Genomic DNA, 22,520 nt, shown 5'->3' with positions numbered 1-22,520 from the left:
TATCATGTGCTCAGTAGTGCCTTAATCCTAGACACGATGCATGCGATTCATATCCTATTTAAATGAAATCAGTTGTTCCTCATTTCATGATGTTCTTCTTTAACCGTTTGGGTTGACTCTTTATCGGTGGTAGTAGAAGTTGTGCCGATTTGCGGAATATCTATTCTTTTATGCGTTGATTTTGGAGCACCCATTGGGAGCATCTCAATCTCGGTATCTGATTTTTTACCTAGAGCCGTAGAAAATTTTTCCATAAAAGTAGAAAAACCTTTTTCTACCGCATTGACGTATTTTTCTTTTAAATTGCCCCCCTCAAAGCCCTTCATGAACGCCGTTATTCCATCTCCTGCTGCACTGACATAAGCTTTAGTCATAGTCCATAGTTTTGATGGCATACTTTTCGATGAATCATCAAGGATTTGATTTATATTTCTGGTGATATTTAACGTGTCTTTTCCTAATTTTTCTACTAACTTGGGATCTAATTTTTTGTCATCACCAAGGACAAGACGATGCAGGAATGATAAGCCAGTACTTTGCAGCGAAGTACCGGCATTGCTTAATTGCAATATTTCTAAGGAGCCCACTGTCTTTGAGAGTTTTTCACCTTCACTTGAATTTAAATCTCTTTCAAGCCCATCTAAATATTCGGCCTCCTTGTCGGCAATTGCTTTTCGTGCTTTTTTCATGGGATTATCAGGATCATCCTTTAACTCCTGCGCTACTTTTTTATGTGCATCTCTAAGATCGGCTATAATTTGCTGGCCTCTTTCTTTCTCGTCCAGCAAACTCGTAGCAAGTGATTTATTATATCCTCCTATGCCATGTTCGAAGGTTCCTGCTTACGGTATCAAAAAAACCTTTACCTTCATCAAATCCCTTAAGCGCTCCTTGACACATTCCAATAACTCCTTGCATACAAGCTTTTGCAAAGCCTGTCATTTTTTCTTTCATCGATTTGGAATCATCAAAAGCGAAGCTAGTGGCCAAATTCCATGCTATTCTTATCGAATCGAAAGCTGTTGCTTGCACTGCTTTTGGATCAATCTTCTCATCTTTAGTTCGATTATACGTCGAAATTACCGCATTACTCAGCAGTTGAGTTGACGTAACATTCCTATTCAACTCCTCTAGTTTTTTATGAACTTTTCCTACTTCTTCAGGAGAATCAGCCTGCCCGAGACGTTCTGCCAAATCATTAACATAGCCAAGCGAACCATTTGCAAGCCCATTATGCGCGCCCTGTAATTGAGGAGGCATTTCAGTTTTCTTCAAAACTTCAATTTTTTGACGTATGCTTCCAATTAAATTTTCAGATTCACGTTTGTCAATCATAATCAATATTTTCTACTCTATATTCCATACAAAAAGTATAGTTTAATAAACAAGCCATGTGTTCATAATAACACCTTAAAACGCGTAATACACAATAAAATGCCAAAAGTTAACAATCTTGGGAAAAGTCAGATTTGAGTGTAGGTTGGGTAAAATGGTTCTCAAAAAGCGCAGCATAGATAACTATGTACGCTAAGTTTATGTGTTAGGTTGTGGTACGCAATGGAAAGCGAAGCAAGCCATGCCCCAAATGGGCTATTGGCGCGCGCATCTATGGAATATGCACTTAGACCTAACATCCTGGTTGATATGGTTTGCAAACATTGCTTTAGAAGCGCAACAAAGCACTTATTTGTATATTGATTTTATTATTAAGAAATCTGTAATTTTAAAGGAAGCGGAAGGGAAAATTAATCCAAGACAAGAAAAGGTTCTATTAAGATTATTTCATGCTGGGCCTGAAGGATTTGTAGAGGGTTTAAGTGCTAAAAATTATATGAGCATAACAGGTACGTCCATCGCTACAACAACCAGAGATCTGAATGACTTGGTTAAAAAAAATATTCTCAAACGAACTGGCGAACTTAAAGCGACTCGTTATTTTTTAAATCTCGATAATACATAAATGAAGCTTGTTGAATTTGATATGCATTGAGCACTCAATGTAAGTGCCCAGCAGTTAGTTCCAAAAATGGAACTGCTTTTCCAACTGACGAAGGCTTTATCTAATATATATTTGTAGTTATCTAGAGTTTTGGTTTAAGTTTCTTTCTGGTTTTTATGTAGTCTTTAAAGACTTGATTGAGGGTTATCTCTTGAATTTCTGCTGCCTTTTCTCAGCAACCGGATCAATGCCCATGCAATTTGCCCTAAAAGATGCAGGATTTGTTCTTTGCCATTTCAGCGGTTAATCCTGGGTAATGCTCAAAATTAATTCGGCAGCGTTTCTTATTGATGAATTTTTCAACGAAAAAAGCTTTTGCTCCTCCTGAAGTAATACGTATGCCAAATCTCTTTAGGTTGTCATCGTAATATCTTTTTTGTGCTGTTTTCCTTTTGCCGTTGCTTGAGGAGGAAGGAGGTTTTCTACGCTTGTTTTGTTTATTTTCATAGTCGACTTTTATGTTCGTTTTTTTATGTGTCGCACTTCTAGTTAGAATTTTCCTGCAATAAACCCTATCTATTTGACATTAAATTGTTCGATATTTATACTGACTCAAGCAATTTGCAAGAGAGTTCCATGCCAATAATTATCCGTTCCTTTTTCTATGCCCTTTTTAGAGCGTTAAAGTTATCTAGTAAACAAGTGTTCTTTTTGGGAATAACGGCGGCAACGTTAACTCCAAATGCTCTTTTTGCAGACACAAACTATCCGCAGGAGCGTTTAGAACTTGAAAACTTCTACAAAGCAACCAATGGGGCTGATTGGATTAGACAAGACAATTGGCTTTCTGATTCTATTTCATACTGTGAATGGCACGGAGTAATATGTGATACAAATGGGCATGTAACGGAACTGCAACTTTATGATAATGGGCTGGAAGGATCGCTGCCGGATACACTATGTAATTTAACAGAGCTGAAAACACTTTACCTAAGCTTTAATCACATAGGAGGGCGTCTTCCCGCGACGATTGGTCAGTGCAAAAAACTTGAAAATATTTGGCTTAAATCCAATCGGATAGACGGCGAGATTCCGGATAGTATTGGTGACGTTGAAAATTTGAAATGGCTTGATTTGCATGTCAATAAATTATCGGGAGTTATTCCGCCCTCCATCGGGAATTTACACCGACTTGAAATATTACGACTTGATGATAATGAACTGAATGGGGTTCTTCCTGACTCGCTTTACATGCTTAAAAATTTAAAAGAAATTTATTTATTTAACAACCACTTTTCAGGCTCTATAAGCCCTAAAATAGAACGATTAATGCAATTGGAACATATTTATCTTGGACACAATCAGTTTAGTGGGATTCTTCCGGATACAATCACAAAACTCCGCTTTCTTAAAACATTGCGTGTTGAACACAATGTGTTGAAAGATATACTTCCTGTTGACATTGGCAACATCGCTAACCTGCAAGTATTACGCCTTGATCATAATCAATTCACAGGCAAAATTCCTGACAGTCTATTAAATCGAGAATACGAACTTCAAGTTGTCGATTATTCAAATAATAATTTTGAGTGATTTTTCCTGGATCGATATGGTAACCGGAGATCTAAATGACTTGGTTAAAAAAATACTATCAAACGAATAGGCGAACTTAAAACAACTCGTTATTTTTTAAATCTCGATAAGGCTTAAGTGGCGTTTGTTGAGTTAGGTTTTGAAGTGGATGCTATAAATCATTTTTCAAGGTAGTTGACTACCTATCCGGAGCTCACAAGGTCATTGCTGGAGGGGGGTGTAAATCATTTAAGCGGTTTATCACGTTATTAATCGAGTTTTCATCAGTAGGGACAATATCCGCTAAGATATCGTATAGTTCATTTGTAAAATCATCCCTTCCTCTCAGTTTGGAAATAAAAACATCGAAATTGGAATGGGCATGTGTCGCACTACATATTTTTTGTATGCGCTCTAATTTTTGACAGGATGTCATCTCTGCATTAAGAGCTTCTTCAATTTCCATGATGCTTTTTGGCTTACTTCCTAATAGTGTAAGGGAATCCCAATCTTTATTTTGAATAATTCTATCAATCACAATCAACAATTCATCCGCTTTTGATGCTGAATCAATCTCTCTGAGTTCCACCAATGTACTTTTAAAGTGTTTCGTTTTATGAGAATGATCGTGTTCCATTTTATTTTGTAATACGGGATCATTTAAACATTTTAAATAATCTTGAAAAGCATAAAAAACTTTTTTATTTATGGGACTTGAAGCTTTTCCATTAAAAAAATCCATATTATTTTCCTTTTCACACACAGATTTAAAATTTTGATGTGCTTTTATTAATGCATTGGGAATTTGATATTCTCCTGATGATGAAAGTTTCATCGCTTTTTTAAAAAGGTTATGCGCTTCATTGACCAGCTCTGGAAATACATCTTTATATATTTGCATTTGTCGTTTCATTTGCTCGTCAGGGACATCACCATAACCATCTGCACGGTAAATATCTGCGCCTGCAGAAATGAGAGTTTTTACAATTTCTATTTTCCTATCATTTAACGCTGCGGATAACGGGGTTTCCTTAGTAGAACTTTTCCCAAAAGAATTAGCATCTAAATAATTTAATAGAACTCTAACAACCTCAATGGAGTCGCTATTTCTTTGGGTGATCGCCTGAAATAGTAAATTTTCGGGAGCGTTAATATGATTAGCTAATAAAAAATTTAATACCTTAGCATCATTCAGAGAAACATAATTGACAAATGAGCTATTCTGATACTTTTCTAACACCTGTGTTGTCATTGTAAAATCGAATAACTTTGCTTTTGTTGAAGTGCCTAATTGTTGGAGGTAGGTAGAAAAATTAGAATAGAAACTCCGTAGTTCTTTTACGAAAGAAGGTGCTTTTCCTCCTAAAACCAATTGATTGATAAAATCATGAAACAAATTATGTTGGTATTCACAAAGCTTTCTGGCGTCACGATATAATAATCTATCTGTTCTGCGTATCGTATGTGTTTCTACTGGGCTAGGGCGACCATTATCCTGATCTTCAGGTTGGTGGGCAAACACCATTGTGAGAGGAGCTGTTGTGATTGCATCTTTTACTACATCAACCAGAGGCACATTTCTATCGGATTTAATTTTTTTAACATAGATATCAATAATATTTAGACTATCTTCAATCATGGTAGGTTCATCATTATCTGAAGATACAAAAAAGCTTGTGCCTTCTAAAAGCTCACGTTGTGTGCTTTCTCGTAGTTGATCTACTACTTTTCCACCAAAACAAGAAGTCAAAACTATATTTTTTGCTCCAGTCTGTTTCTGAACTTTTTTAATTACATCAAGTGAATCTTTATCTGGATGACCTCCAAGAGCAATTTCATGCCTATTGGCTGATGGATTTATATGGCCATGCCCTGCAATTGCAACATGTTTTGCTTTAGGAAGTTGTTGTATATCATCTAAATTAATTGGTGATTTTCCATCACCCAAAATGGCATATTTTAGATTGTTTCTGTCACAATAGTCTTTAAATTGCTTGAAAAATTGGTGGGATTTCTCCTCGGGGCCTAAAACAAGGACAATATCTACTTCTTCATTTGCTCTTATATTTTTACTAAAGGACATTTTATTCGTCTCTTGTCTTCTGCATTCTTAGATAAACATTAGAAAGATTGATTAGCGCTCGATTTGAATAATATTATAGCACTTTGGTTGTGAATGATTGAGTTTTTGCCTACTACTTGCCGCTACAACCAACGTTATTGATTCGTCATGTTGTTTTCTAATTGAGAGGTATAGTCGGTGTTTTTATCAGAGAAGTGGATTTAAAGATTTGCTACATCTCAGCTGCAGTCCCATATATTGAATTGTATGGCATCAATTTTTAATGGTAATAGCCATATCATTTAGAGCATATTGGTCAATATCGTAAGCATGAAGAAGCAATGCAAATTGGTTCCGGGCCTGATTTTACATTTCTGAAACTTGGTTTTTTGGGATTAAATAATAACAATTCGGTTTGATCTTTGTTAATTCAACAAAAGAATCGAACATATGTTTATATTTGATTTTTTCCTTTTCATCTATAAATAATAGAGGTTTAAAATAATTAGAAATAGCTTTTAATTGAAGACATAACCATAAGAGATTAATTATTCTTGAATTATTTTCAAAGTGGTTAAAATCAACCATGACCCTTTTTACCAGGATCACGGCCGGGGGTCTATATTAAGGGAAAGTTGAGGAAGAATCTTGAGTTATGCTATCGCTACCAAGGCTTGTCAGAGTGAGTTCGTCAGTTCAATTTCCTTGGCCTCGGGCTTTTTACTATCCGAGGAAAATAATTGAAAAAAGCGACCATATTGCTGCATGCTTGTTGCCATTCTATTGGAGGCTACATGACAAAGAAGAGCAGTCAATAGGCAGATAGCCAAGCTGAGGTTGACCTTGCGACTCATTAGAAAAGCAAAGAAGCCAGTGAACATTCCTAGGACAATACAAGTAGATGCGCTCGTTTTTTTAATAGATTTAGCGGCGATCTGCTCCTGCCTAACAAGACTTGATTCTGTAGACTGTTGTCCATGAGGCTGGCCAATTAAATAACTCAGGTTGATTGCCATTAATGGGCTAGGTACCGTTTTGATTTCCCAATCAAAGTTATTATCTTTTAATTTAAAAATAATTTTTCTTAAATCCTTCTCGGAATAAGTACGTAAATTGGAGACCAAACCGTCCCAAAAATAAATAATTGGCACCACAGGAATGGCATAGGTCCAAAATAATCGAGTTAAAGAAAAAGGTTTAATAAAGGGAGTAACTGCCAATAGATGTAAGGTACCTGGGAGCATACAAAATACCCTAAACCAAGTTCGCTCGGTAAACTCCAGGGCTGCGATCGGCTGATTATTATCCAAAGCATTTTGGAGAATTGCCTGTACTTGTTGCGGCTTGAAATGATGTAAGGACGCAAATAAAGTTCTTAACCCCTTTAAGTCCTGCGGAAGCTCAGTTGCATCAATGGATTTAGTTAAATATTTTACCTCAGCTAAGTTCTTATTAACCCTTTGAGCATTAGCTTGATGAGGAAATTTATCCGTTAAATCTAGAGGAATAGGATAACCTTGCTCTTCTAGATACTCCCTCAGCAAGAGCGCCGGCACCCCGCTTCCTGTGCAGAGATCGACGATTTTTTCGCATTGATGGGTCTCTATTACGTCCTTAATGACAGGAAAACTGGGATTATAAATACCCATCCTGGCAATAAAACCTAAATAATCTCGCATAAGATCATGAAAAATATCAGGAATCGCTAAATCGCCAAATTCGAATAAATCAAGACGTGGAATGGAGATAAAATCCTCAAATTTGCTTCGCATTTATTTTTTCTCTCTGAGATTTGGTATGGGAGAAAAAATACAAGAAATAAGCAGGGAGCAATTAGGGGAATTATCCCCCTATTTTAATTGAGGATTCAAAGATTTTTTCTTTCAGCTGAGCAAGTGAATGACAATCTAATTTTTCGCGAACAGCTTCAAGATAATGTTCAACAGTACGCGGAGAAAGCTGTAAAACCCGAGCGATTTGTTTGATAGATAGTCCCTTCGATAAATAAAAAAGACATTCTTTCTGACGCTTTGTAAGCTGGGAAATATGAATGGAATTAGTTAATGAATCCGTGGAAATTTCCATTTGATTAAACTCAATGGCGATGCCAATAATCCCTGTAACTTCATGGGTTGATGCTGAGCGCAAGGGTAATTTATAACTAATTGCTTTACCTAGATCGCCATTAAGTAACTTACCCGTTTCGATAATTATTTTAGGTTTTTCATATTTAATAACCTGTAAATCATTTAAGCGAAAATCAGGGGCAGAATCGGACCAACATAAATCAAAATCGGTGCATCCAAGAACCTTTTGACTCTTATCAAAACCTACACGCTCAGCGAAAGAATCATTACATCCTAAATATTCACCTTTTTTGTCCTTCCAAAAAAAGAGAGTAGAGAAATTGCTTAGCCCCTCATATTTCCACTCATAAAGTTGTTCTGGATCAACGACTGACATAAATTGTTGAAACAGCATTAACATGATCTCTACCTCCTTATAGCCAAGGTCTAAATTTTTAATTTAAGATTGACAAATTTGCAAGCGAATAGCTAAGCCTGATTTGTTGTCATCCCTGCTTCAATAGCATACTCAGCTTAAATTTTTCTTACTGCTCGAGTTGTAAATGGTTTTTTCTATTTGATTCAGATAAATAGAGAGTACCATTTGCCAGAGGGCGTCAATATCTTTACTCATGGGGTTATAGCCTCTTGAAATTAATGAGGCTATAGGCTAACTAATGGCGCTGTCATTAGTCACGCATGTTTGCCGAAAGTCCAGGGCCTGATTACGATCGAAAAATCTATTTTGAAGCACCTCCCTCATTATCTGTTTCGGCAGACGGTCTTGGCAAAAATATTATTAAAAAAGAGAAAGGAATATTATCAACAATTGGGTTTAGCAAGTAAAAGCTTAATCAGTAGCAAGTATGTTCAAAGAAAAATTATTAGAAAAAGACACAATGTTGGCTACCATAGACACCTTTATGAAACCCTGCGATTACTTGTTTATCTACCAAAATTTCGTAGATAGAATCCATAACCCATTCAAGAAAATGAGCATTAAAGGTGATATTCATTGTAGATAAGTGACTTTTTAAAATATCAGGTAATAATTTTTCATTCTGGTCATATTCAGATCTTTTGCTGAATGGAACAAAATCTCTTCCAAAAATACTTTTTCTTATATTTAGTAATGATTTTGTTTTTAAATTATTTTCTTTCGCAAGAGCATATTGACATCTTTTTTTATTAAAAGCTAAAGACTCTTTAACTGCAATAGGAAAAAATTTGAATTTTAATAGCTCGATATTTTGAACACTATTATTCGCGACAAATTCATGGTCATCATCAGTTGTCTTTGGTGAAAAGGTATCGGTTGAATCGTTATATTTATTTTTCAAAAGATTAATAATTTCTTCTTCTAGAACAGGATTTGTATCGATTAACACATTAGCATTATTTGCGGTGATGTTATGGTAGTGTAGAAATCGTGCATGGGCTCCATAAATTTTATCAAAAAAAACAAGCATTTTTTCTTGGATATTTTCCAGCTCTTTTCTTTTTTTTAAAATATTCTTATCAAATCTCTCTATTTGCGCAATGATTTGGTTTAAATGATAAGGGAAAAATATCACAGCTCGTTTCCATCGTTCAAAAATCTGTTCATTGTTTTCGCAACTCAGCTCACTCTCAGAGTTGATGTAAAGAGATTTGACATCAATGAGACCAATTTTTCCGTAACCATGATCCAAATAAAGAAGTGCATTATCATATCGTGGAATTGCTGTAGAGGATAAACTACTCCAATACCCCCCTAATAGATCAGTAAAAGAGACAATTAATAGTAGCCGAGTGAATTCTTCGGCAGCTGCAGTAAAATTATCAATATGTTTAGTGTAAAGTTCAATTTGTTCCCGGATATCAAAAGCATTAACGGGCAATTTATCTTCAATTAGGTAATCTTCTTCTACCTTTGTTTGGGGAACAACTATATACTTAAATTTTTCTCTTTTTATAAATTGTTTAATCTGTTGTTGATGATTATGTCGGAACAGAGGTGACCATCGAGCGCACACGCCAGGATGTTTAATTAGGATTTTTGGCATATCAGGATTTACAAATATTAAAGACTTACCATCTGTTTCTTTTATAAAAAACCCTTTTGTAATAAATTTTTCTTCTAATTTTTTTAATTCGGGTGATTTGTTATTACTAATATCATTAGTGTAATAATTTGTGTTTAACTGTCTTAAATAACGATTAATTACATAGTCAACTAAAACAACTAATCCTATGGCTCCAATTGCAATAGCAATAAATGATGGAAAAGAATCCGCATCTTTAGGCTCAGACTCTTTTCGTAAAAAATTAGATATAAAATCAAACAATGATGCGAGCTCAATGAACACTTGGGAATATAAATTTACAAATTTTTCTGAAAATTACCCTTTATTTTCAATAATGTCAAAGAATAATTTAAAGATACAAGAGCGAGCTTCTGTTGTCATTGTAAAATCGAATTACTGTATCGTTTGCATTTCAATTTAAAAAGCACAATTAAATCATCTCCAAATGCACTCGCGCTAGGTATAGAAAAAGCATACCCGGGGTTACGCTTCGCTGCACCCCGGCTACGTCAGCCTCTTTACGTTAAGCATCTTTATTAATGCTGTTCAAAATAATCGGGTGTTACACCATAAATAGAACAGGCCAGAGCCTTATTCGATTTTTTTTCCCAGTCAGGTTTTTTAAGAACTTCCATTGCATTTTTATAACCTGTTTTCATCCGATAATTAATTGCTGAACGAACAAAATTGTAATCTTTAAACGAATGGGAAAAAGGCGTGCCGCGATAAATGATATGTACCACACTGAAATGTTTGCTATGTCCCAGCTCCAGTATTTGCTGAACAATAGGATCTTTTTTGGCTTCCGGGCTTAATTTTTCACCTAAAAACTGTATCGCTCCCTGCAGGTTTTGGCGACTGGTGTAAATATTAGTGAGCCGGCGTGAATGGCTGGCATAACGAATGTCTTTTTGCCGTTCGTCAAGTTCCTCCATGGTTTGTGGTAATCGTCCTTGTAGGCTGAAACAATCCACCACAAAACATAAAGTATCTTGTTCAGGCAATGCATCTAGCACGGTCACCAGAGGCGTATTGGCATAGATGCCACCATCCCAATAATAATCATCACCAATTTTAACTGCTGGAAAGCCTGGAGGAAGCGCTCCACTTGCCATCACATGCTCTGGCGTAATGGTAATTTTTTGATTATTAAAAAATTCCATTTCGCCAGACGACAAATTGACCGCACCCAGACATAGGGTGGTTTTTTTGTCATTGATACGGTCAAAATCAATCAAACTTTCCAATGTTGTTTTGAGATGGGAGGTATCATAATAACTCAGTTTATCCGGTGTATCATAAGTCATGGGCGTGGGAGGAAATAGGCGGGGTTTAAAAAAACCGTCCAGACCGTAAAAGACTGCATGCATAGCGCCCATTTGATTATGTAAATGATGTAAAAAATTTGAAACGTCGCTATCAAAAAGTGTATCGTTCCATATTTTTGGTACGATGGTATCCCAAAAAGAGGTTAATTTTTCAATTTGTTTGTCTCTTGAATTACCGGCAATAATCGCACAGTTAATGGAGCCGATAGAGACTCCCGCGAGGAAATTGGGATTGTATCCTTTTTCATGAATTGCACGAAATGCGCCTACTTGGTATGCCCCCAATGCACCACCGCCCTGAAATACACATGCAATTCGTTCATAAGTTTGTTTGCCATGGGAATGATCTGCAGGTTTGTTAATACGGCATAAAGGATTTTTATGACAAGTTGATGATTTGCTAATTTTCTTACCCATTTGATGACTCCTACAGTCCTTTTTAATAATTATAATCTATAGCCGCAGAGTTTATGTAAGTAACTCGTTTGCTTGCAAACAGACACTTATAGACTCATTATTATTGATGTTAGATCACCTATGCAAGCAAATGGGGTATTTGCATACTAAGGGGCTAATTTTGGAAGACTATAAAAAATAATAACTGCTGTGATGTAGATTAAAGGAATAACATGCTTACAAAAATTGAGCGAATCAAACAGAACGAAGATGCAATAATAAGTGCAATTAAAGGATTAGAAAATGTAACTTACCATACAGTTTCAACCAGTTTACCAAGAAGGCTCGCAGAGGGCTCATTAAAACTAGATCATAGTGTTTATAATCCTGCTGATTTCAATACGGTGATGCCAAATGGTATTGGCCGGTATCTTATTTATGATCATACTGATACATCTAATCCTTTCTCAATATGGGTATTTGCATTTGCACCAAGACAAAAAACAACAATTCATGATCATAAATATAAGGGTACAGTTACAGTCTTAGAGGGACCAATATCTGAGAAATACTATCAACCAACAGGTGAGCATACTGCTCGGTTAGTAGAGCGTGTTAACCGTTATCGGTTTCATAGCAATCATGATGATTTAAATGGAGTTTTTGTTCATCAGCTCAAGCGAAGAAAAGTTTTAGGGGCAGGGGTTAGTGTGACTTTGCATATATACAATATGGAAGCTTATTTAGTAAATTTTCAAGGTGAAAAAACAGATCAAAGAAATTTAAATATCATCTATTCCAAGGATAAAACAATAGATAAGGAGAATATCCCACCTTATTCAGATGCTTATCCTGAGCGAACTTGTGGTATGTAGCCATTTTTACTGTAGTTTAACTTTTGAATCTAAGGGCTTTACTAATGACAACAATGATAATTGCCTATTTAATGTCTGGTATTGTAGCCGGTGTGTTAGCAACCATGTTTGGTTTCGGCGGCGGTTTTGTTGTTGTTCCATTATTATTCTGGTTACTTCCTCTCCATGGGGAGCATATTTGGTGCAAAAATTGGTATGTATTTCACAAACAAAGTACCTGACCAGATATACGGTAAAATTTATGCGTTGTTATTAGTCGTTGTGATTGTCAGTATGGCAGCAAATTAGACCGTTGCAAGCAAACAGGGCTACGCTAAATTAATTGCATTTTCATAGTTTATAGAATGGTACAATTTCGACTTTTTTTCTGGGGGATTCCTATTTCCACATCGTCATCACCACGATTTTTCTTCACTTCAAAAAATCGATGACCTCCGCCAGTTGAAAATGTATCTTCTATTAGGGAAAAACGCTCTGTTGCATCTTCAAACTCATAGGGATGAATGACTTCTTCTTGGTTCGTGCACGCACTTAAGTTATGCGCTAGTCCATTAATGTATTTAATACTGTCGCCGACTAATATAATTGGTTTATTTTTAAGGGACTTATAACAAACGACTACACCATAAGAAGCGATATGATCTTGAATTTGAATATTTATAGCTGGTTGTGGCAGCTTGTTATTTTGGAAGTATTTTATAACGTTTTCAGTGAAGGCTTTCACCTTTTTGGAGTTCAACTGATGCCCTTTTTCAAATAATTCGATTTCTACAAGATCATCTCTGTTGAGCAAACTTTCAACTTTTGATATGTCTGCAGAGTTCCCATGCAATAATCCTATGTCACCATTTCTAAATTTAAAAATAACTGGAAAACAAGATTGCAAATCCGCAGTCCAAAGGCAACTTGTATCCGCAGCCCTTAAAATTTCCACCGCACCTATTCCAACTCGGATGGAATCGTTGCGTGCTTTTTTACTAAGAGCGATAGCCGAAGAATAATAAGTTCCTGGTTTTTTCACACTTGATGTAGGAGCTCCAGCGGCAGATAATTTGATATGTGGCATACACTCCTCAACAACATAAGTTTCATTTCCCGGGATAATTTAAAAAATAACCACCCCGTGTAATTATAATACATGTAAGTTAAGCCAATATTAGATGTAGCTAGATAAAAGTTAATGCTGATATCAATTAATTTATATTGATTGAGTCAGAGGAAATCATTTAGCAAACGTGAGTCTGGTTTTGGTCTGACCATTTATTGAGAGTTACTTAGCTCGTATTAGACAAAGCCGTAATATGGGATTTAACTTCAATCAGCAAATGCTATGAGACTGTTCAAGTTCTTGTTTGCAAGCAAACAGGCTATACAGAACATCCTCTTGCTACGTTTCATCTCTTTGCCTGTATATTAGGTGTTTCCCAAGCTATTTTGAGTTTGCTCAGTTTCGGTTTTGTCGATTTTTATTCTTTTATTAGATGTATTAGTGGCCTCTGCTTTTCTTTTTGAAAATAAAGTATTTGCATTTTCAGAGGGATGTACAACAACATTTTCATCTATTTCCAAAGGTTGTTCAGTAACGTTTATATTCATTTCTTCTTCAGCAGGCGGGGGTACTAATTCAGTTTGCTCTGGCATATTGATTTGTGCGCAGTATTCTTTATAGTCCTTTAACGTATTGGCACATTGAGAAAAAAGTGCGATCTTATTTCTTAATCCGTTTAGAAGGATTTCTATTTTATCATTGTATTTTTTATCAATGCAGCTTCTCAAAATTAATTCATATTCTTCTAGCGGGGTATTAATAATTTTATAAATTATTGCGAACTTTTCTAGATTGGCTGCTTCGGTGCTCATAAAACCGTTTACTACATCCCAATTGCATTCATCAATTTCCTCTATGCAAAAATTATCTGTAAAATTATCTAAAAAATCACGTGAATGATTACGAGCTATATCATTAAATGCCATAACTATACTTGTTGCATCTTGAGAAAAGAACCAATGATTAAAGCAGCATTCTGGATCAAGCTTAATCATATAATAATCATTTCCATATTTGACCAAACCAAAGTTTCCTGGGTTTGTGTCAATATCATTCAAAAAGAAACTGACAATAGCTGTACTAACGATTCTCTTTATTTCGCCTTTTTGTCCTCCTAATTCAAAGGTATTTGTACCTGTAACTAATTTGTTGCCTAGTACAGTATACTGCTTTGTTGTGTCTTCGCTGTCATCTCCATCTGAATCTTCAATTTCGTGGGTTGTATTTATGGCTTCGCTTTCTTTAATACAATTACCCCAAGTGGTGAACTCAGGAACTTTTTTTGATAGGCGATAATAAACTCCGTTTTCATCAATCCCACTATAAAATTTCGGTTGAGGCTCACCTAATAACATATGGTAAATATTGCCGGCAGCTACTGCCAGCTCAATATTAAATTGCTGATCTTTAGGGAGGTCTGCATAACTAATATCCATCAGGCCTAAAACGCCTCCTCCAATTAAATTACACACTGAATCGCTGCAATACCATATATCACCACCAGTAGTAGCGGTTAATGGTGGAGGGCTTGTCTCTAATATTAATTCCTCTCCATTTTTATCATTAGGTTTCTCAATTTTAATACGCATAGTTAAACCAAAAACAATTGATTTGTGTATATATATTATACAAAATTTATTGCTGTGGTTCAAAAAATGAGCGGTCATTATGGTGCATTGTTTGGGTTTCGGTAGCCGTTTACAACTCTATTATGTAGTCCAAATTGAATATCATTGCATTACCTGAGCGAATCAAGTTATAAAATATAAAAACACAAGGAGCGTGTTATGCCTAAAAAAATTTCTGAAACCGAATTTGCAGTCTTTAGTGCTGCATTATCGTTATTGGAGCATCTTGATAATCAAGACTCAGAGCATTTTCATTCTGCACAAAAGAAATTAGTACAATTGTGTTGTCCAGGAAAACTGGAAGGCAATGAACAAGAAGCGAATAATAAGGTCAATCAATTGATTGAAAAGTTTCGTCGAAAAAGCTCAAAACGTTATGGCGAAGAAGGTTTTGACTTGCGTGTAATATCTGAATCATTGAGAGGTGAGACAGCGCGACGGAGCTACTTATTACATAGCCGAAAATTTACGTACTTGAATCAGCGCCAATTAATTAATATCGTTACCAAAGTGATTAATCATTTTCAATTAGAAGAGCTTGCTGCACTTTTTCGAGAAAAATATTTTTCTGAAGTTGATTGCATTGCGGTGACGCAGTTTCTTGATCCTGAATACAAAAAGGGCGAACCCCATTTTCCTGCAACACGTTATCCCTCTTTATTAACTACAATGCACGATATAAAAATAGAGCAGGATAGTCCTCAGCCAAGCGAAAAATTGTTTCATACGAAAAAGGGATTTCGTTTAGTGCCAAAAAACAAAATGAATCCAAGATTACCTTTACTTCTTTCCGAAATAAGCGAAGAAACGCCGGCAGAGCTGAAGTATCACATTGGGGAAGAGGAGCGATTAATTACCGAAGGCGAAATCATTGGAACAGAACTAACACTGAAAAAGAATAAAAGTAAACACGCAAGCCTAGTACCAGGACCTTTATATTTAAGCTCATTTCCTGTAGTTAGCTCCATTAATAAAAATGCTGATAAGACAGAGACGGTTGACGATTTAGTCTCTAAAGGTGTTTGCTCTGTTCTTACTATTGAGGCAAACAATGTGCCACAAAGAATTTATAATGAAGAAAAAAAAGCGCTTCCTAGTGATTGGATTCAGCGTGGCGTGAGTGTTGCTCTGATTCAATGTCCTGATTTACACGCTATGAGAACATTTCATACATTATTAGCGGCACAATATTTATTTAGTGAAGTGTTAGGCTGTCTACCAGGACGCAAAAATTCCGAATGTAAGAATCTAATCGATAAATTGATGGGTAAAAAATTTGAAAAAACGGATGTTACCCTTGCGATAAATGAAAAATCGAAGCTTAAAGTAGTATACGATAACGTTATTTCCTTTTTTGCTTCTAGCAAAGAACATGATGAGGCAAAATATTGCCGCAGTTTTATCAGTCAATGTCAATCTGATAAGCAAACAGATAGTTCAGGCAGTGCATCGGAACAGAATCAAGGTCGGGTACTCGTCCATTGCAAAGCAGGAATGAGTCGAAGTGCTACGGCATTACTTTCAATGTATATTGTTTTTATTGACGTTATTTTACGTTGGTATGCTAAAGATTTTATTCAATCGGAGCAGGATGAAACATTTTTTGGGGCGATCATTAAAGCCATATATCATCCTAGTAAAGACCCCATAGAGGATGTAAACAATATTGCGCATATTTTTTCTAAAAATTATAGACACATTACTCCTCTTAATGAGCAAATTTTGGTATTAGCACAGCTCATTGAATATAAGCGTCAAATGCTAAAAACTTCAGACTTTCACTATGATGGTGTGCTATTAAAAGATGAAGCACAGGAAACAAGAATTTTGTCACCTGTTCTTAGTTGATCAGATAATTTATAGGTCGAGCTAAAGCCCGACCTATAAATTATCTGTCTTCTTTTAAAAACGCACTTAAACTTTTTTTATGTTCTTTTTCCAGTAAGATTTTAAGAGTTTCGTCTGAGCCATAATTTGGAGCGAAGTTCTTGCCATATAGATTGCGCAATGTTTTGATTTTTGTATCACTACGCTTTTTTCTGATGACTCCGCTCTTATCTCGACTTCGATTATCTAATCCTTTGTCCATGATTTTTTGCCCATTTTTAAATAAAAATAGTTCTTTATATTATAGTACTTTGAATTGTACTTGATTAATTAATGATCAATTTTGTTTGCAAGTTTTTATTTACTTCAAAAATAAACTTAGAAAAATTCCTCACCCAAAAGGGATAGGGGGGCGATCGAGTTGGTAGGTCGGGCCTTCAGGGAGGGGGCTTGGTGCGACAATTTCTTAAGTGTTAACTTAAAAGCAAATGTTTATGGAAATAAAAGATAGGTATTATGCTAGTCTTTACAATAATCAATAGAAAGAAATGAGTGAGCTATTACTCAAAATAGGTTTGTAGGAGGTACGCATTATGGAATATAAAAGGTCAAATTTAGGTGATTTCGAGCAAGTAGTTGCTCTGCAAAATAAAAATTTAGTTACTGCTTTAACCCCCTCAGAAAAAGCGGATGGCTTTCTTTCTGAAGGTTTATCCATCGAACAATTCAAATCGATGGATAAAGATATTTGTGTCTTTATTTGTAAAGATGAACAGGGCGTTTGTGGCTATATTTGTGTCGGTTCCGTTGAATACAATAAAAATATACCCTTAGTCTCAGCCATGCTGGATTGTTTCCCAGATATTTCTTATCGAGGCAAGCAATTATCTAGGTATAATATTGCAATTTCTGGTCCAGTTTGTATTGATAGGAACCATAGAGGACAAGGATTATTTTTTAATCTTTATGAAAAACTCTCTGCGTTTTTATTGAATGAACGTCCAGAGTTAGATTTATATGTGGTCTTGGTTTCTACTCAAAATGAACGCTCTATAAATGCCCATAAAAAAGTTGGTATGGAAATTGTCGGAACATTTTCTTTTAATAATAATGATTTTTTAATCATGGTAGTTCCCATCAATAAACGTAAAGATGATAATTTATAATGTAGGTCGGGCCTTGGCCCGATGTCGATTGGCTATTCCTAAAATAATATTTTATCGCCAAGGCTTAATAATTAATCTGGCCGAAACATAAATAACCCGCTGTTAGCATCAATAACAGTCCCATAATGAAATTAAACTGTCGTAGACGCGTATGATCTTTTAATAAATAAGATACCTTATCACCCAAAACTGCCCAAATACCCAGCGAAAGATAACATACGATAAAATAAATAAGGGTAAACGTTAAAAACGGATCATGATTGTTTGCACTGGAAAAAATTGAGGCTCCAGATACGCAGGCAATCCATGCTTTAGGATTTATCCATTGTAGTAAAAAACCTTCATAAAATTTAGGGGTATCCTTTTTAGTTACTTCCAACTCTGGTTTAGAAAAAGCTATTTTATATCCCATATAAATAATATATGACGAGCCTGCAATTGCTAAATAGGTTAGAAAAAATGGGTATGCATTAATAAATTGCGCGAATCCAAAGCCAATGAATATCAATAAGAAGGTAAACCCTATAGTCGCTCCTGATACATAAGGAATCGTTCTCTTGACTCCATAATTAATGCCAGAGGAAAGTATAATCATATTCACAGGTCCTGGTGTAATGGACATGACCAAAGAAAATGAAAACATTGCTAATAAAAGTGTCATCGTTATTCTCCACTGAGAAAATTATCCTAATAATTCTATGTTGCCAGTCAATTTTATTACTTGTTTAATAGCTTACCATCTGTGTGATGATTTTATTAGATGATATAATTAGAATTTACTGTTTGACTTGATGGTACAATGATTGATGAATTAAGAGCCTTGGCAATCTTCGCAAAAGTGGTTGAGGCGGGCTCATTTCGTTCCGCAGCGAAGACGTTAAAACTTTCACCTTCGGTTGTTAGTCACCATGTGGCACAGCTGGAGGAGCGACTGGGAGTGGCTTTGCTTTATCGTTCCACACGACGACTTTCTCTTACTTATGAAGGTGATAAATTATTTATAAGTGCGAAAGCAATGTTATCGGCAGCAGAAAAAGGGCTTAATGGTATTGCATATCACGCTCCTGAACCAACTGGCAAATTAAATCTGACCCTCCCTGCAATGCTCACAAAAAGTCCGCTTGTTGATGATATTGCTGCATTTGCCAAGGCTTTTCCAAAAGTAGCGCTTTCAATCAGTTTTAGCGACATACAACTGGATTTAATTCGAGAAAGCATCGATTTGGCGATTCGAATCGGTAATTTGCAAGACAGCACTTTAAAATCTAAACGGCTTTTTACGATGAAACGTAAAATTGTTATTGCTCCATCGGTAATGAATCGTCATAAGTCTCCACGCAAGCTTAAGGACTTACTCAAATGGGATTGGATTGGGCTCAAAATGCGTCCCAATACTAAGACGTTAATCAATCAAAAAGGACAAACTTATATAATTGATTTCGAGCCAAGAATTATCGTCGATAGCATGGATGCTGCTTGTCAATTGGCAATTGCTGGGCTAGGACTAGTGACCCCTCCTGCGTTTTTTGTGGCAGAGGATATCAATCAGGGGCGTCTTGTCGAACCTCTACCTGAATGGCAAGCAGAATCTCTTCCTATTTATGCTGTATGGCCACCTAATGCATCTAAAGAATCTCTGACGTATCGATTAATCACATTCCTAGAGATGAGAAAAAAGGCATACTTTGAATGAGCTTGATGCGATTAAAATGATGGCAATGACATCAATATTGTCCTCCGTAGATCACATGTTGGACCTTGGCCGCTCTCTTCCTAACCCTCTCCCCTTAGGGGTGAGGAGAACAAAAAAGTGAGAATATCTGCCCATTCATTCTCGTAAAAAAATAGTAAAACTTTTCACCATGTAGGCAGGAAAATTAAATTTTCACATATAATTGTTCCATTATTTATAAATTTTAAATTGGTTATTTCTCATGAAAAAAGACAATCATCAGCCAGATTCTGAACCAACAGGTGAACCGATAACCTCTTCTATGAGATTGGTTTTACAACAATTAAATAAAGAAGCAGAAAAAAAAGAAGCTGCTGCTGAATCAGCAAAAATACGTTGTCGAATTTGTTTTAAAGAAACTGCTCCAACTCCTCGTTGTTTTGGACATGGAGGTGGTGGCGGTGGCGGTGACGGAAGTGGTTCTGATAACTCATCAGAGGACAAAGCTGGCCATGGCGATGATAAATCTCTGATTAAGACAGACCATTTAGTCGATGATTCTGAAGAGTTGATAGGGGAGTTCAGTTTCATGGAAGATAGTGAAGAACTCATCGAAGATGGTGAAGAGCTTGACCCAGAGTCTCAGTCTGAGGAAAGAAGCTTTGATCCAGACGTAATTGCTGAGCTAGTTGCTGAAGAACTATTGGTTATTAATAATGACCGCAAATCCATGACTCTGACGATTGATTTACAGTGTGAGCCTGATTCATTATCCGAAAAACAAAGAGAAGAGTTAGAAAAATTCATGCAGGCTATTCTCAAGGAGTTCAATACGCTTAAAGAAAAGCATCATTTATCCGATGATTGCCTCAGCATGACTCGAGATGAAAAAGGCAATATAGTGTCACTTCGCGTTAGTCTACCCACATTAAAGCTATATGATGAATTTATCCAGAGGTTAGCAAATAATTTACTGCCCACACCAACTCCGAAATTACAAACAGAGGATAAGGACACTAAAAATTTAGCCCCAACCCCTTTGTCAATGAAGCCAAAGCCGACTGCCAAAAACAAGCCTATTGAGCAAGATGTAACTACTCAAGACGAAGAACTTTCTAAGGAAACTGCAGCTGAAGATGAGCAAGGAATCTTTAAGCTATCTCCTTTTTCAATCAAAATGGACCCGTGGTAAGAATGGATGTAAATAAGTCATGTAACTCTTTTATTCATACACATTAAAAACACCCTTGTAGGTCGGGCTTTGGCCCGAAAACTCCCTCGAGAAGCTAACTTAAAAATGTACCCTGTACCATTCATTTTTTTTGATTTAACGCCTCTCTTTAATCAAATTACTTACTATTTGAAGCATAAAAATCAAGAAAAGCTCTTATCTTTGGTAATTCACAACCATAGGGCTGGTAAAAGGTAAAAATTTCATATCGCTTAAATTTTATTTCTGGAAGAACGTGTATTAGTGTTTCGTCCTTAAGTGCCTGTTCAACCAATCTATCACCAGTTAAAAAGAGACCTATTCCATTTTTACATGCTTGATTTAGCGCATTAAAATCATTCATAAAAAGTATTGGTTTGGGACATGGTAGAAATGTTCCATTTTCTAGTGGTAGTTCTGTAGCCGGTTTTCTTAGACTATGAGAAATAAAAGGAAATGACATGAGATCGGATGCTTGAGTAGGCATGCCGTATTGATTCATTAAGCTTGGTGCCCCACAAAGAATATTGGCCACAGAGGGCATCTTTCTATATTTTAATTGATCGGTAAAAGGTGGAACTTCAGGAAAGCCGACCATTACATCGATGTCTTTACGTGCCAAATCGTTATCATGTTCTGAGAATAAAAACTCACATTCAATCAATGGATATTGAGCAACAAAGTCAACAAGTCTATTTAAAATAAGTTCTCGAGCAAGAATGTTTGAAACCAAAATAGTGATTTGACCTTGAGGATGAATTTGTCTTGATTCAATAAATTGCTCGATTTGTTGTGTCTCATGGAATAAGTTTCGGCATTTTTCGAGCAACATGAAACCAAAAGCAGTCAGCTGAACTTTGCGTGTATCCCGAATAAAGAGTTGTTCACCAAATTGTTGTTCCAGATTTTTAATTTGTTTGCTTACTGCAGTTGCAGTAACACTCAATTCTTCTGCCGCACGATTGTAATTGAGAAGTTCAGCAACTTTTATAAAACATCTTAATTGAGAAAAATTCAACATAATAAAGTTCTGTTCATCAAAAATTTATTTAATTATAAACTAAAAGTTGATAATTAAGGAAATAATGTTGATTAATATCAGAGCAACCAGTAGGTACAATGTAAATAAATAAAAACATTTTTAAGGTCTATTATGAACTATCAATATCATCATGTTGGCATCCCGATAACAGAACCTCGCCCGGGTGAGCGTTATAGTCCTGTTATGGATATGTATACTTCAGAAGGGGAGCTACCTGGACGCATTCAATATCATCGATTTGGTCCTAATTGTCCACTACATCCTCTGATTCAAACTCAACCGCATATAGCCTATAAAGTGATCTGTATTGATGAAGCCATACAAGGAAAACATGTTCTTCTCGAACCTTATTTTCCTTTAAAAAACTTTAGAGTTGCTATCATTGAGGAATACGGTGCTGTAATCGAGTTTATAGAAACGAGTTTATCTGAAGATGAAATATGGAATGAATCAAAACATCAAGACTCAATGCTCTATCCTCAAAGTTAATTCCTTTTTTGCATGGTGTGAAAGTGTCTCAATGGGATACAACTGATATCAGTCAATGCTCAAAGAGATATCTGCTCCAATGGAATGGATCATTTTAATATCAGCTTGAGATATTAACGGCCTGTTTGTTTGTG

General features: G+C 35.9%; 21 protein-coding genes and 1 pseudogene. 9 read left to right on the top strand and 13 right to left on the bottom strand.

Annotation, left to right across the window (positions count from 1 at the left end; translation table 11 throughout):
* Positions 1-68 precede the first annotated feature (68 nt).
* Both BGO44_RS10660 and BGO44_RS10655 read right to left on the bottom strand, forming a co-directional pair.
* Positions 69-689, bottom strand: a complete 621-nt coding sequence (locus BGO44_RS10660) for a hypothetical protein (protein ID WP_273200187.1) — start codon at positions 687-689, stop codon at positions 69-71.
* A 118-nt stretch (positions 690-807) separates the two neighbouring features.
* A complete protein-coding gene (locus BGO44_RS10655; RefSeq protein ID WP_286823135.1) occupies positions 808-1,335 on the bottom strand; it encodes a hypothetical protein in 528 nt (175 codons plus the stop codon).
* A 280-nt stretch (positions 1,336-1,615) separates the two neighbouring features.
* Here BGO44_RS10655 and BGO44_RS10650 point away from each other — a divergent pair, with 280 nt between their 5' ends.
* The gene (locus tag BGO44_RS10650) at positions 1,616-1,960 is read left to right on the top strand and encodes a Fic family protein (protein WP_273200181.1); all 345 of its coding nucleotides are present in this window, start codon (positions 1,616-1,618) and stop codon (positions 1,958-1,960) included.
* A 74-nt stretch (positions 1,961-2,034) separates the two neighbouring features.
* On the opposite strand, the pseudogene BGO44_RS18595 reads toward BGO44_RS10650, so the two are convergent.
* A pseudogene (locus BGO44_RS18595) lies at positions 2,035-2,446 on the bottom strand (Arm DNA-binding domain-containing protein); the annotation flags it as partial.
* 129 nt (positions 2,447-2,575) lie between these two features.
* Between BGO44_RS18595 and BGO44_RS10645 the strand changes: the two are divergent.
* Complete coding sequence (locus tag BGO44_RS10645; protein WP_273200179.1) at positions 2,576-3,532, top strand: leucine-rich repeat domain-containing protein; 957 nt, start codon at positions 2,576-2,578, stop codon at positions 3,530-3,532.
* 193 nt (positions 3,533-3,725) lie between these two features.
* Here BGO44_RS10645 and BGO44_RS10640 read toward each other — a convergent pair whose 3' ends face one another.
* From BGO44_RS10640 to BGO44_RS10620, 5 genes are all read right to left on the bottom strand, one after another.
* On the bottom strand, positions 3,726-5,594 hold the full coding sequence (locus BGO44_RS10640) for an ankyrin repeat domain-containing protein (RefSeq protein ID WP_273200178.1): 1,869 nt from the start codon (positions 5,592-5,594) through the stop codon (positions 3,726-3,728).
* A 656-nt stretch (positions 5,595-6,250) separates the two neighbouring features.
* The gene (locus BGO44_RS10635) at positions 6,251-7,345 is read right to left on the bottom strand and encodes a hypothetical protein (protein WP_273200177.1); all 1,095 of its coding nucleotides are present in this window, start codon (positions 7,343-7,345) and stop codon (positions 6,251-6,253) included.
* Between the two features lie 70 nt (positions 7,346-7,415).
* Positions 7,416-8,060, bottom strand: a complete 645-nt coding sequence (locus BGO44_RS10630; RefSeq protein ID WP_273200175.1) for a helix-turn-helix transcriptional regulator — start codon at positions 8,058-8,060, stop codon at positions 7,416-7,418.
* A 463-nt stretch (positions 8,061-8,523) separates the two neighbouring features.
* Positions 8,524-9,966 carry a hypothetical protein gene (locus BGO44_RS10625; protein WP_273200174.1) on the bottom strand — a complete coding sequence of 481 codons (1,443 nt, stop codon included), beginning with the start codon at positions 9,964-9,966 and terminating at the stop codon, positions 8,524-8,526.
* A gap of 275 nt (positions 9,967-10,241) precedes the next feature.
* Positions 10,242-11,450, bottom strand: coding sequence for a patatin-like phospholipase family protein (locus BGO44_RS10620; protein WP_273200173.1), 1,209 nt, complete (start codon positions 11,448-11,450; stop codon positions 10,242-10,244).
* 212 nt (positions 11,451-11,662) lie between these two features.
* On the opposite strand from BGO44_RS10620, the gene BGO44_RS10615 reads away from it, so the two are divergent.
* Positions 11,663-12,304 carry a cupin domain-containing protein gene (locus tag BGO44_RS10615; RefSeq protein WP_273200171.1) on the top strand — a complete coding sequence of 214 codons (642 nt, stop codon included), beginning with the start codon at positions 11,663-11,665 and terminating at the stop codon, positions 12,302-12,304.
* A 44-nt stretch (positions 12,305-12,348) separates the two neighbouring features.
* Entirely contained in the window at positions 12,349-12,525 is a 177-nt protein-coding gene (locus BGO44_RS10610; RefSeq protein ID WP_237760521.1) for a hypothetical protein, read from the top strand.
* Positions 12,526-12,641: 116 nt separating this feature from the next.
* Here the strand turns inward: BGO44_RS10610 and BGO44_RS10605 are convergent, their stop codons facing one another.
* Both BGO44_RS10605 and BGO44_RS10600 read right to left on the bottom strand, forming a co-directional pair.
* Positions 12,642-13,370 (bottom strand): hypothetical protein, encoded by a 729-nt coding sequence (locus tag BGO44_RS10605; protein WP_273200170.1) that lies wholly within the window; start codon positions 13,368-13,370, stop codon positions 12,642-12,644.
* A gap of 347 nt (positions 13,371-13,717) precedes the next feature.
* Positions 13,718-14,941: a hypothetical protein gene (locus BGO44_RS10600; protein ID WP_273200169.1), complete on the bottom strand. Its 1,224-nt coding sequence runs from the start codon at positions 14,939-14,941 to the stop codon at positions 13,718-13,720.
* A gap of 198 nt (positions 14,942-15,139) precedes the next feature.
* Here BGO44_RS10600 and BGO44_RS10595 point away from each other — a divergent pair, with 198 nt between their 5' ends.
* Complete coding sequence (locus tag BGO44_RS10595) at positions 15,140-16,828, top strand: hypothetical protein (protein WP_273200168.1); 1,689 nt, start codon at positions 15,140-15,142, stop codon at positions 16,826-16,828.
* A gap of 40 nt (positions 16,829-16,868) precedes the next feature.
* Here the strand turns inward: BGO44_RS10595 and BGO44_RS10590 are convergent, their stop codons facing one another.
* The gene (locus tag BGO44_RS10590; protein ID WP_273200166.1) at positions 16,869-17,069 is read right to left on the bottom strand and encodes a hypothetical protein; all 201 of its coding nucleotides are present in this window, start codon (positions 17,067-17,069) and stop codon (positions 16,869-16,871) included.
* Positions 17,070-17,400: 331 nt separating this feature from the next.
* On the opposite strand from BGO44_RS10590, the gene BGO44_RS10585 reads away from it, so the two are divergent.
* Positions 17,401-17,973, top strand: a complete 573-nt coding sequence (locus tag BGO44_RS10585) for a GNAT family N-acetyltransferase (protein WP_273200163.1) — start codon at positions 17,401-17,403, stop codon at positions 17,971-17,973.
* Positions 17,974-18,037: 64 nt separating this feature from the next.
* Here the strand turns inward: BGO44_RS10585 and BGO44_RS10580 are convergent, their stop codons facing one another.
* Positions 18,038-18,634, bottom strand: a complete 597-nt coding sequence (locus BGO44_RS10580; protein WP_273200161.1) for a LysE family translocator — start codon at positions 18,632-18,634, stop codon at positions 18,038-18,040.
* Positions 18,635-18,772: 138 nt separating this feature from the next.
* Between BGO44_RS10580 and BGO44_RS10575 the strand changes: the two genes are divergently transcribed.
* Together BGO44_RS10575 and BGO44_RS10570 are read left to right on the top strand one after the other, a co-directional pair.
* Entirely contained in the window at positions 18,773-19,666 is an 894-nt protein-coding gene (locus tag BGO44_RS10575; protein ID WP_273200159.1) for a LysR family transcriptional regulator, read from the top strand.
* Between the two features lie 241 nt (positions 19,667-19,907).
* Positions 19,908-20,837: a hypothetical protein gene (locus tag BGO44_RS10570; protein ID WP_273200157.1), complete on the top strand. Its 930-nt coding sequence runs from the start codon at positions 19,908-19,910 to the stop codon at positions 20,835-20,837.
* A gap of 157 nt (positions 20,838-20,994) precedes the next feature.
* On the opposite strand, the gene BGO44_RS10565 is transcribed toward BGO44_RS10570, so the two are convergent.
* Positions 20,995-21,876, bottom strand: coding sequence for a LysR family transcriptional regulator (locus BGO44_RS10565; RefSeq protein ID WP_273200155.1), 882 nt, complete (start codon positions 21,874-21,876; stop codon positions 20,995-20,997).
* Between the two features lie 132 nt (positions 21,877-22,008).
* Between BGO44_RS10565 and BGO44_RS10560 the strand changes: the two genes are divergently transcribed.
* Entirely contained in the window at positions 22,009-22,386 is a 378-nt protein-coding gene (locus BGO44_RS10560) for a helicase (protein WP_273200153.1), read from the top strand.
* Positions 22,387-22,520: the final 134 nt, after the last annotated feature.

It is taken from the genome of Legionella sp. 39-23, assembly GCF_001897665.1.
In the GTDB taxonomy this organism is placed as follows: Bacteria; Pseudomonadota; Gammaproteobacteria; order Legionellales; family Legionellaceae; genus Legionella; species Legionella steelei.
Note: the sequence above shows the minus strand (reverse complement) of the source record. Positions and strands in the feature narration are given on the sequence as shown.

Excerpts from the sequence above, each read along its gene's own strand:
- BGO44_RS10660 (WP_273200187.1), bottom strand. The coding sequence starts at position 689 with ATGAAAAAAGCACGAAAAGCAATTGCCGACAAGGAGGCCGAATATTTA.
- BGO44_RS10655 (WP_286823135.1), bottom strand. The coding sequence starts at position 1,335 with ATGATTGACAAACGTGAATCTGAAAATTTAATTGGAAGCATACGTCAA.
- BGO44_RS10650 (WP_273200181.1), top strand. The coding sequence starts at position 1,616 with ATGCACTTAGACCTAACATCCTGGTTGATATGGTTTGCAAACATTGCT.
- BGO44_RS10645 (WP_273200179.1), top strand. The coding sequence starts at position 2,576 with ATGCCAATAATTATCCGTTCCTTTTTCTATGCCCTTTTTAGAGCGTTA.
- BGO44_RS10640 (WP_273200178.1), bottom strand. The coding sequence starts at position 5,594 with ATGTCCTTTAGTAAAAATATAAGAGCAAATGAAGAAGTAGATATTGTC.
- BGO44_RS10635 (WP_273200177.1), bottom strand. The coding sequence starts at position 7,345 with ATGCGAAGCAAATTTGAGGATTTTATCTCCATTCCACGTCTTGATTTA.
- BGO44_RS10630 (WP_273200175.1), bottom strand. The coding sequence starts at position 8,060 with ATGTTAATGCTGTTTCAACAATTTATGTCAGTCGTTGATCCAGAACAA.
- BGO44_RS10620 (WP_273200173.1), bottom strand. The coding sequence starts at position 11,450 with ATGGGTAAGAAAATTAGCAAATCATCAACTTGTCATAAAAATCCTTTA.
- BGO44_RS10615 (WP_273200171.1), top strand. The coding sequence starts at position 11,663 with ATGCTTACAAAAATTGAGCGAATCAAACAGAACGAAGATGCAATAATA.
- BGO44_RS10610 (WP_237760521.1), top strand. The coding sequence starts at position 12,349 with ATGACAACAATGATAATTGCCTATTTAATGTCTGGTATTGTAGCCGGT.
- BGO44_RS10605 (WP_273200170.1), bottom strand. The coding sequence starts at position 13,370 with ATGCCACATATCAAATTATCTGCCGCTGGAGCTCCTACATCAAGTGTG.
- BGO44_RS10600 (WP_273200169.1), bottom strand. The coding sequence starts at position 14,941 with ATGCGTATTAAAATTGAGAAACCTAATGATAAAAATGGAGAGGAATTA.
- BGO44_RS10595 (WP_273200168.1), top strand. The coding sequence starts at position 15,140 with ATGCCTAAAAAAATTTCTGAAACCGAATTTGCAGTCTTTAGTGCTGCA.
- BGO44_RS10590 (WP_273200166.1), bottom strand. The coding sequence starts at position 17,069 with ATGGACAAAGGATTAGATAATCGAAGTCGAGATAAGAGCGGAGTCATC.
- BGO44_RS10585 (WP_273200163.1), top strand. The coding sequence starts at position 17,401 with ATGGAATATAAAAGGTCAAATTTAGGTGATTTCGAGCAAGTAGTTGCT.
- BGO44_RS10580 (WP_273200161.1), bottom strand. The coding sequence starts at position 18,634 with ATGACACTTTTATTAGCAATGTTTTCATTTTCTTTGGTCATGTCCATT.
- BGO44_RS10575 (WP_273200159.1), top strand. The coding sequence starts at position 18,773 with ATGATTGATGAATTAAGAGCCTTGGCAATCTTCGCAAAAGTGGTTGAG.
- BGO44_RS10570 (WP_273200157.1), top strand. The coding sequence starts at position 19,908 with ATGAAAAAAGACAATCATCAGCCAGATTCTGAACCAACAGGTGAACCG.
- BGO44_RS10565 (WP_273200155.1), bottom strand. The coding sequence starts at position 21,876 with ATGTTGAATTTTTCTCAATTAAGATGTTTTATAAAAGTTGCTGAACTT.
- BGO44_RS10560 (WP_273200153.1), top strand. The coding sequence starts at position 22,009 with ATGAACTATCAATATCATCATGTTGGCATCCCGATAACAGAACCTCGC.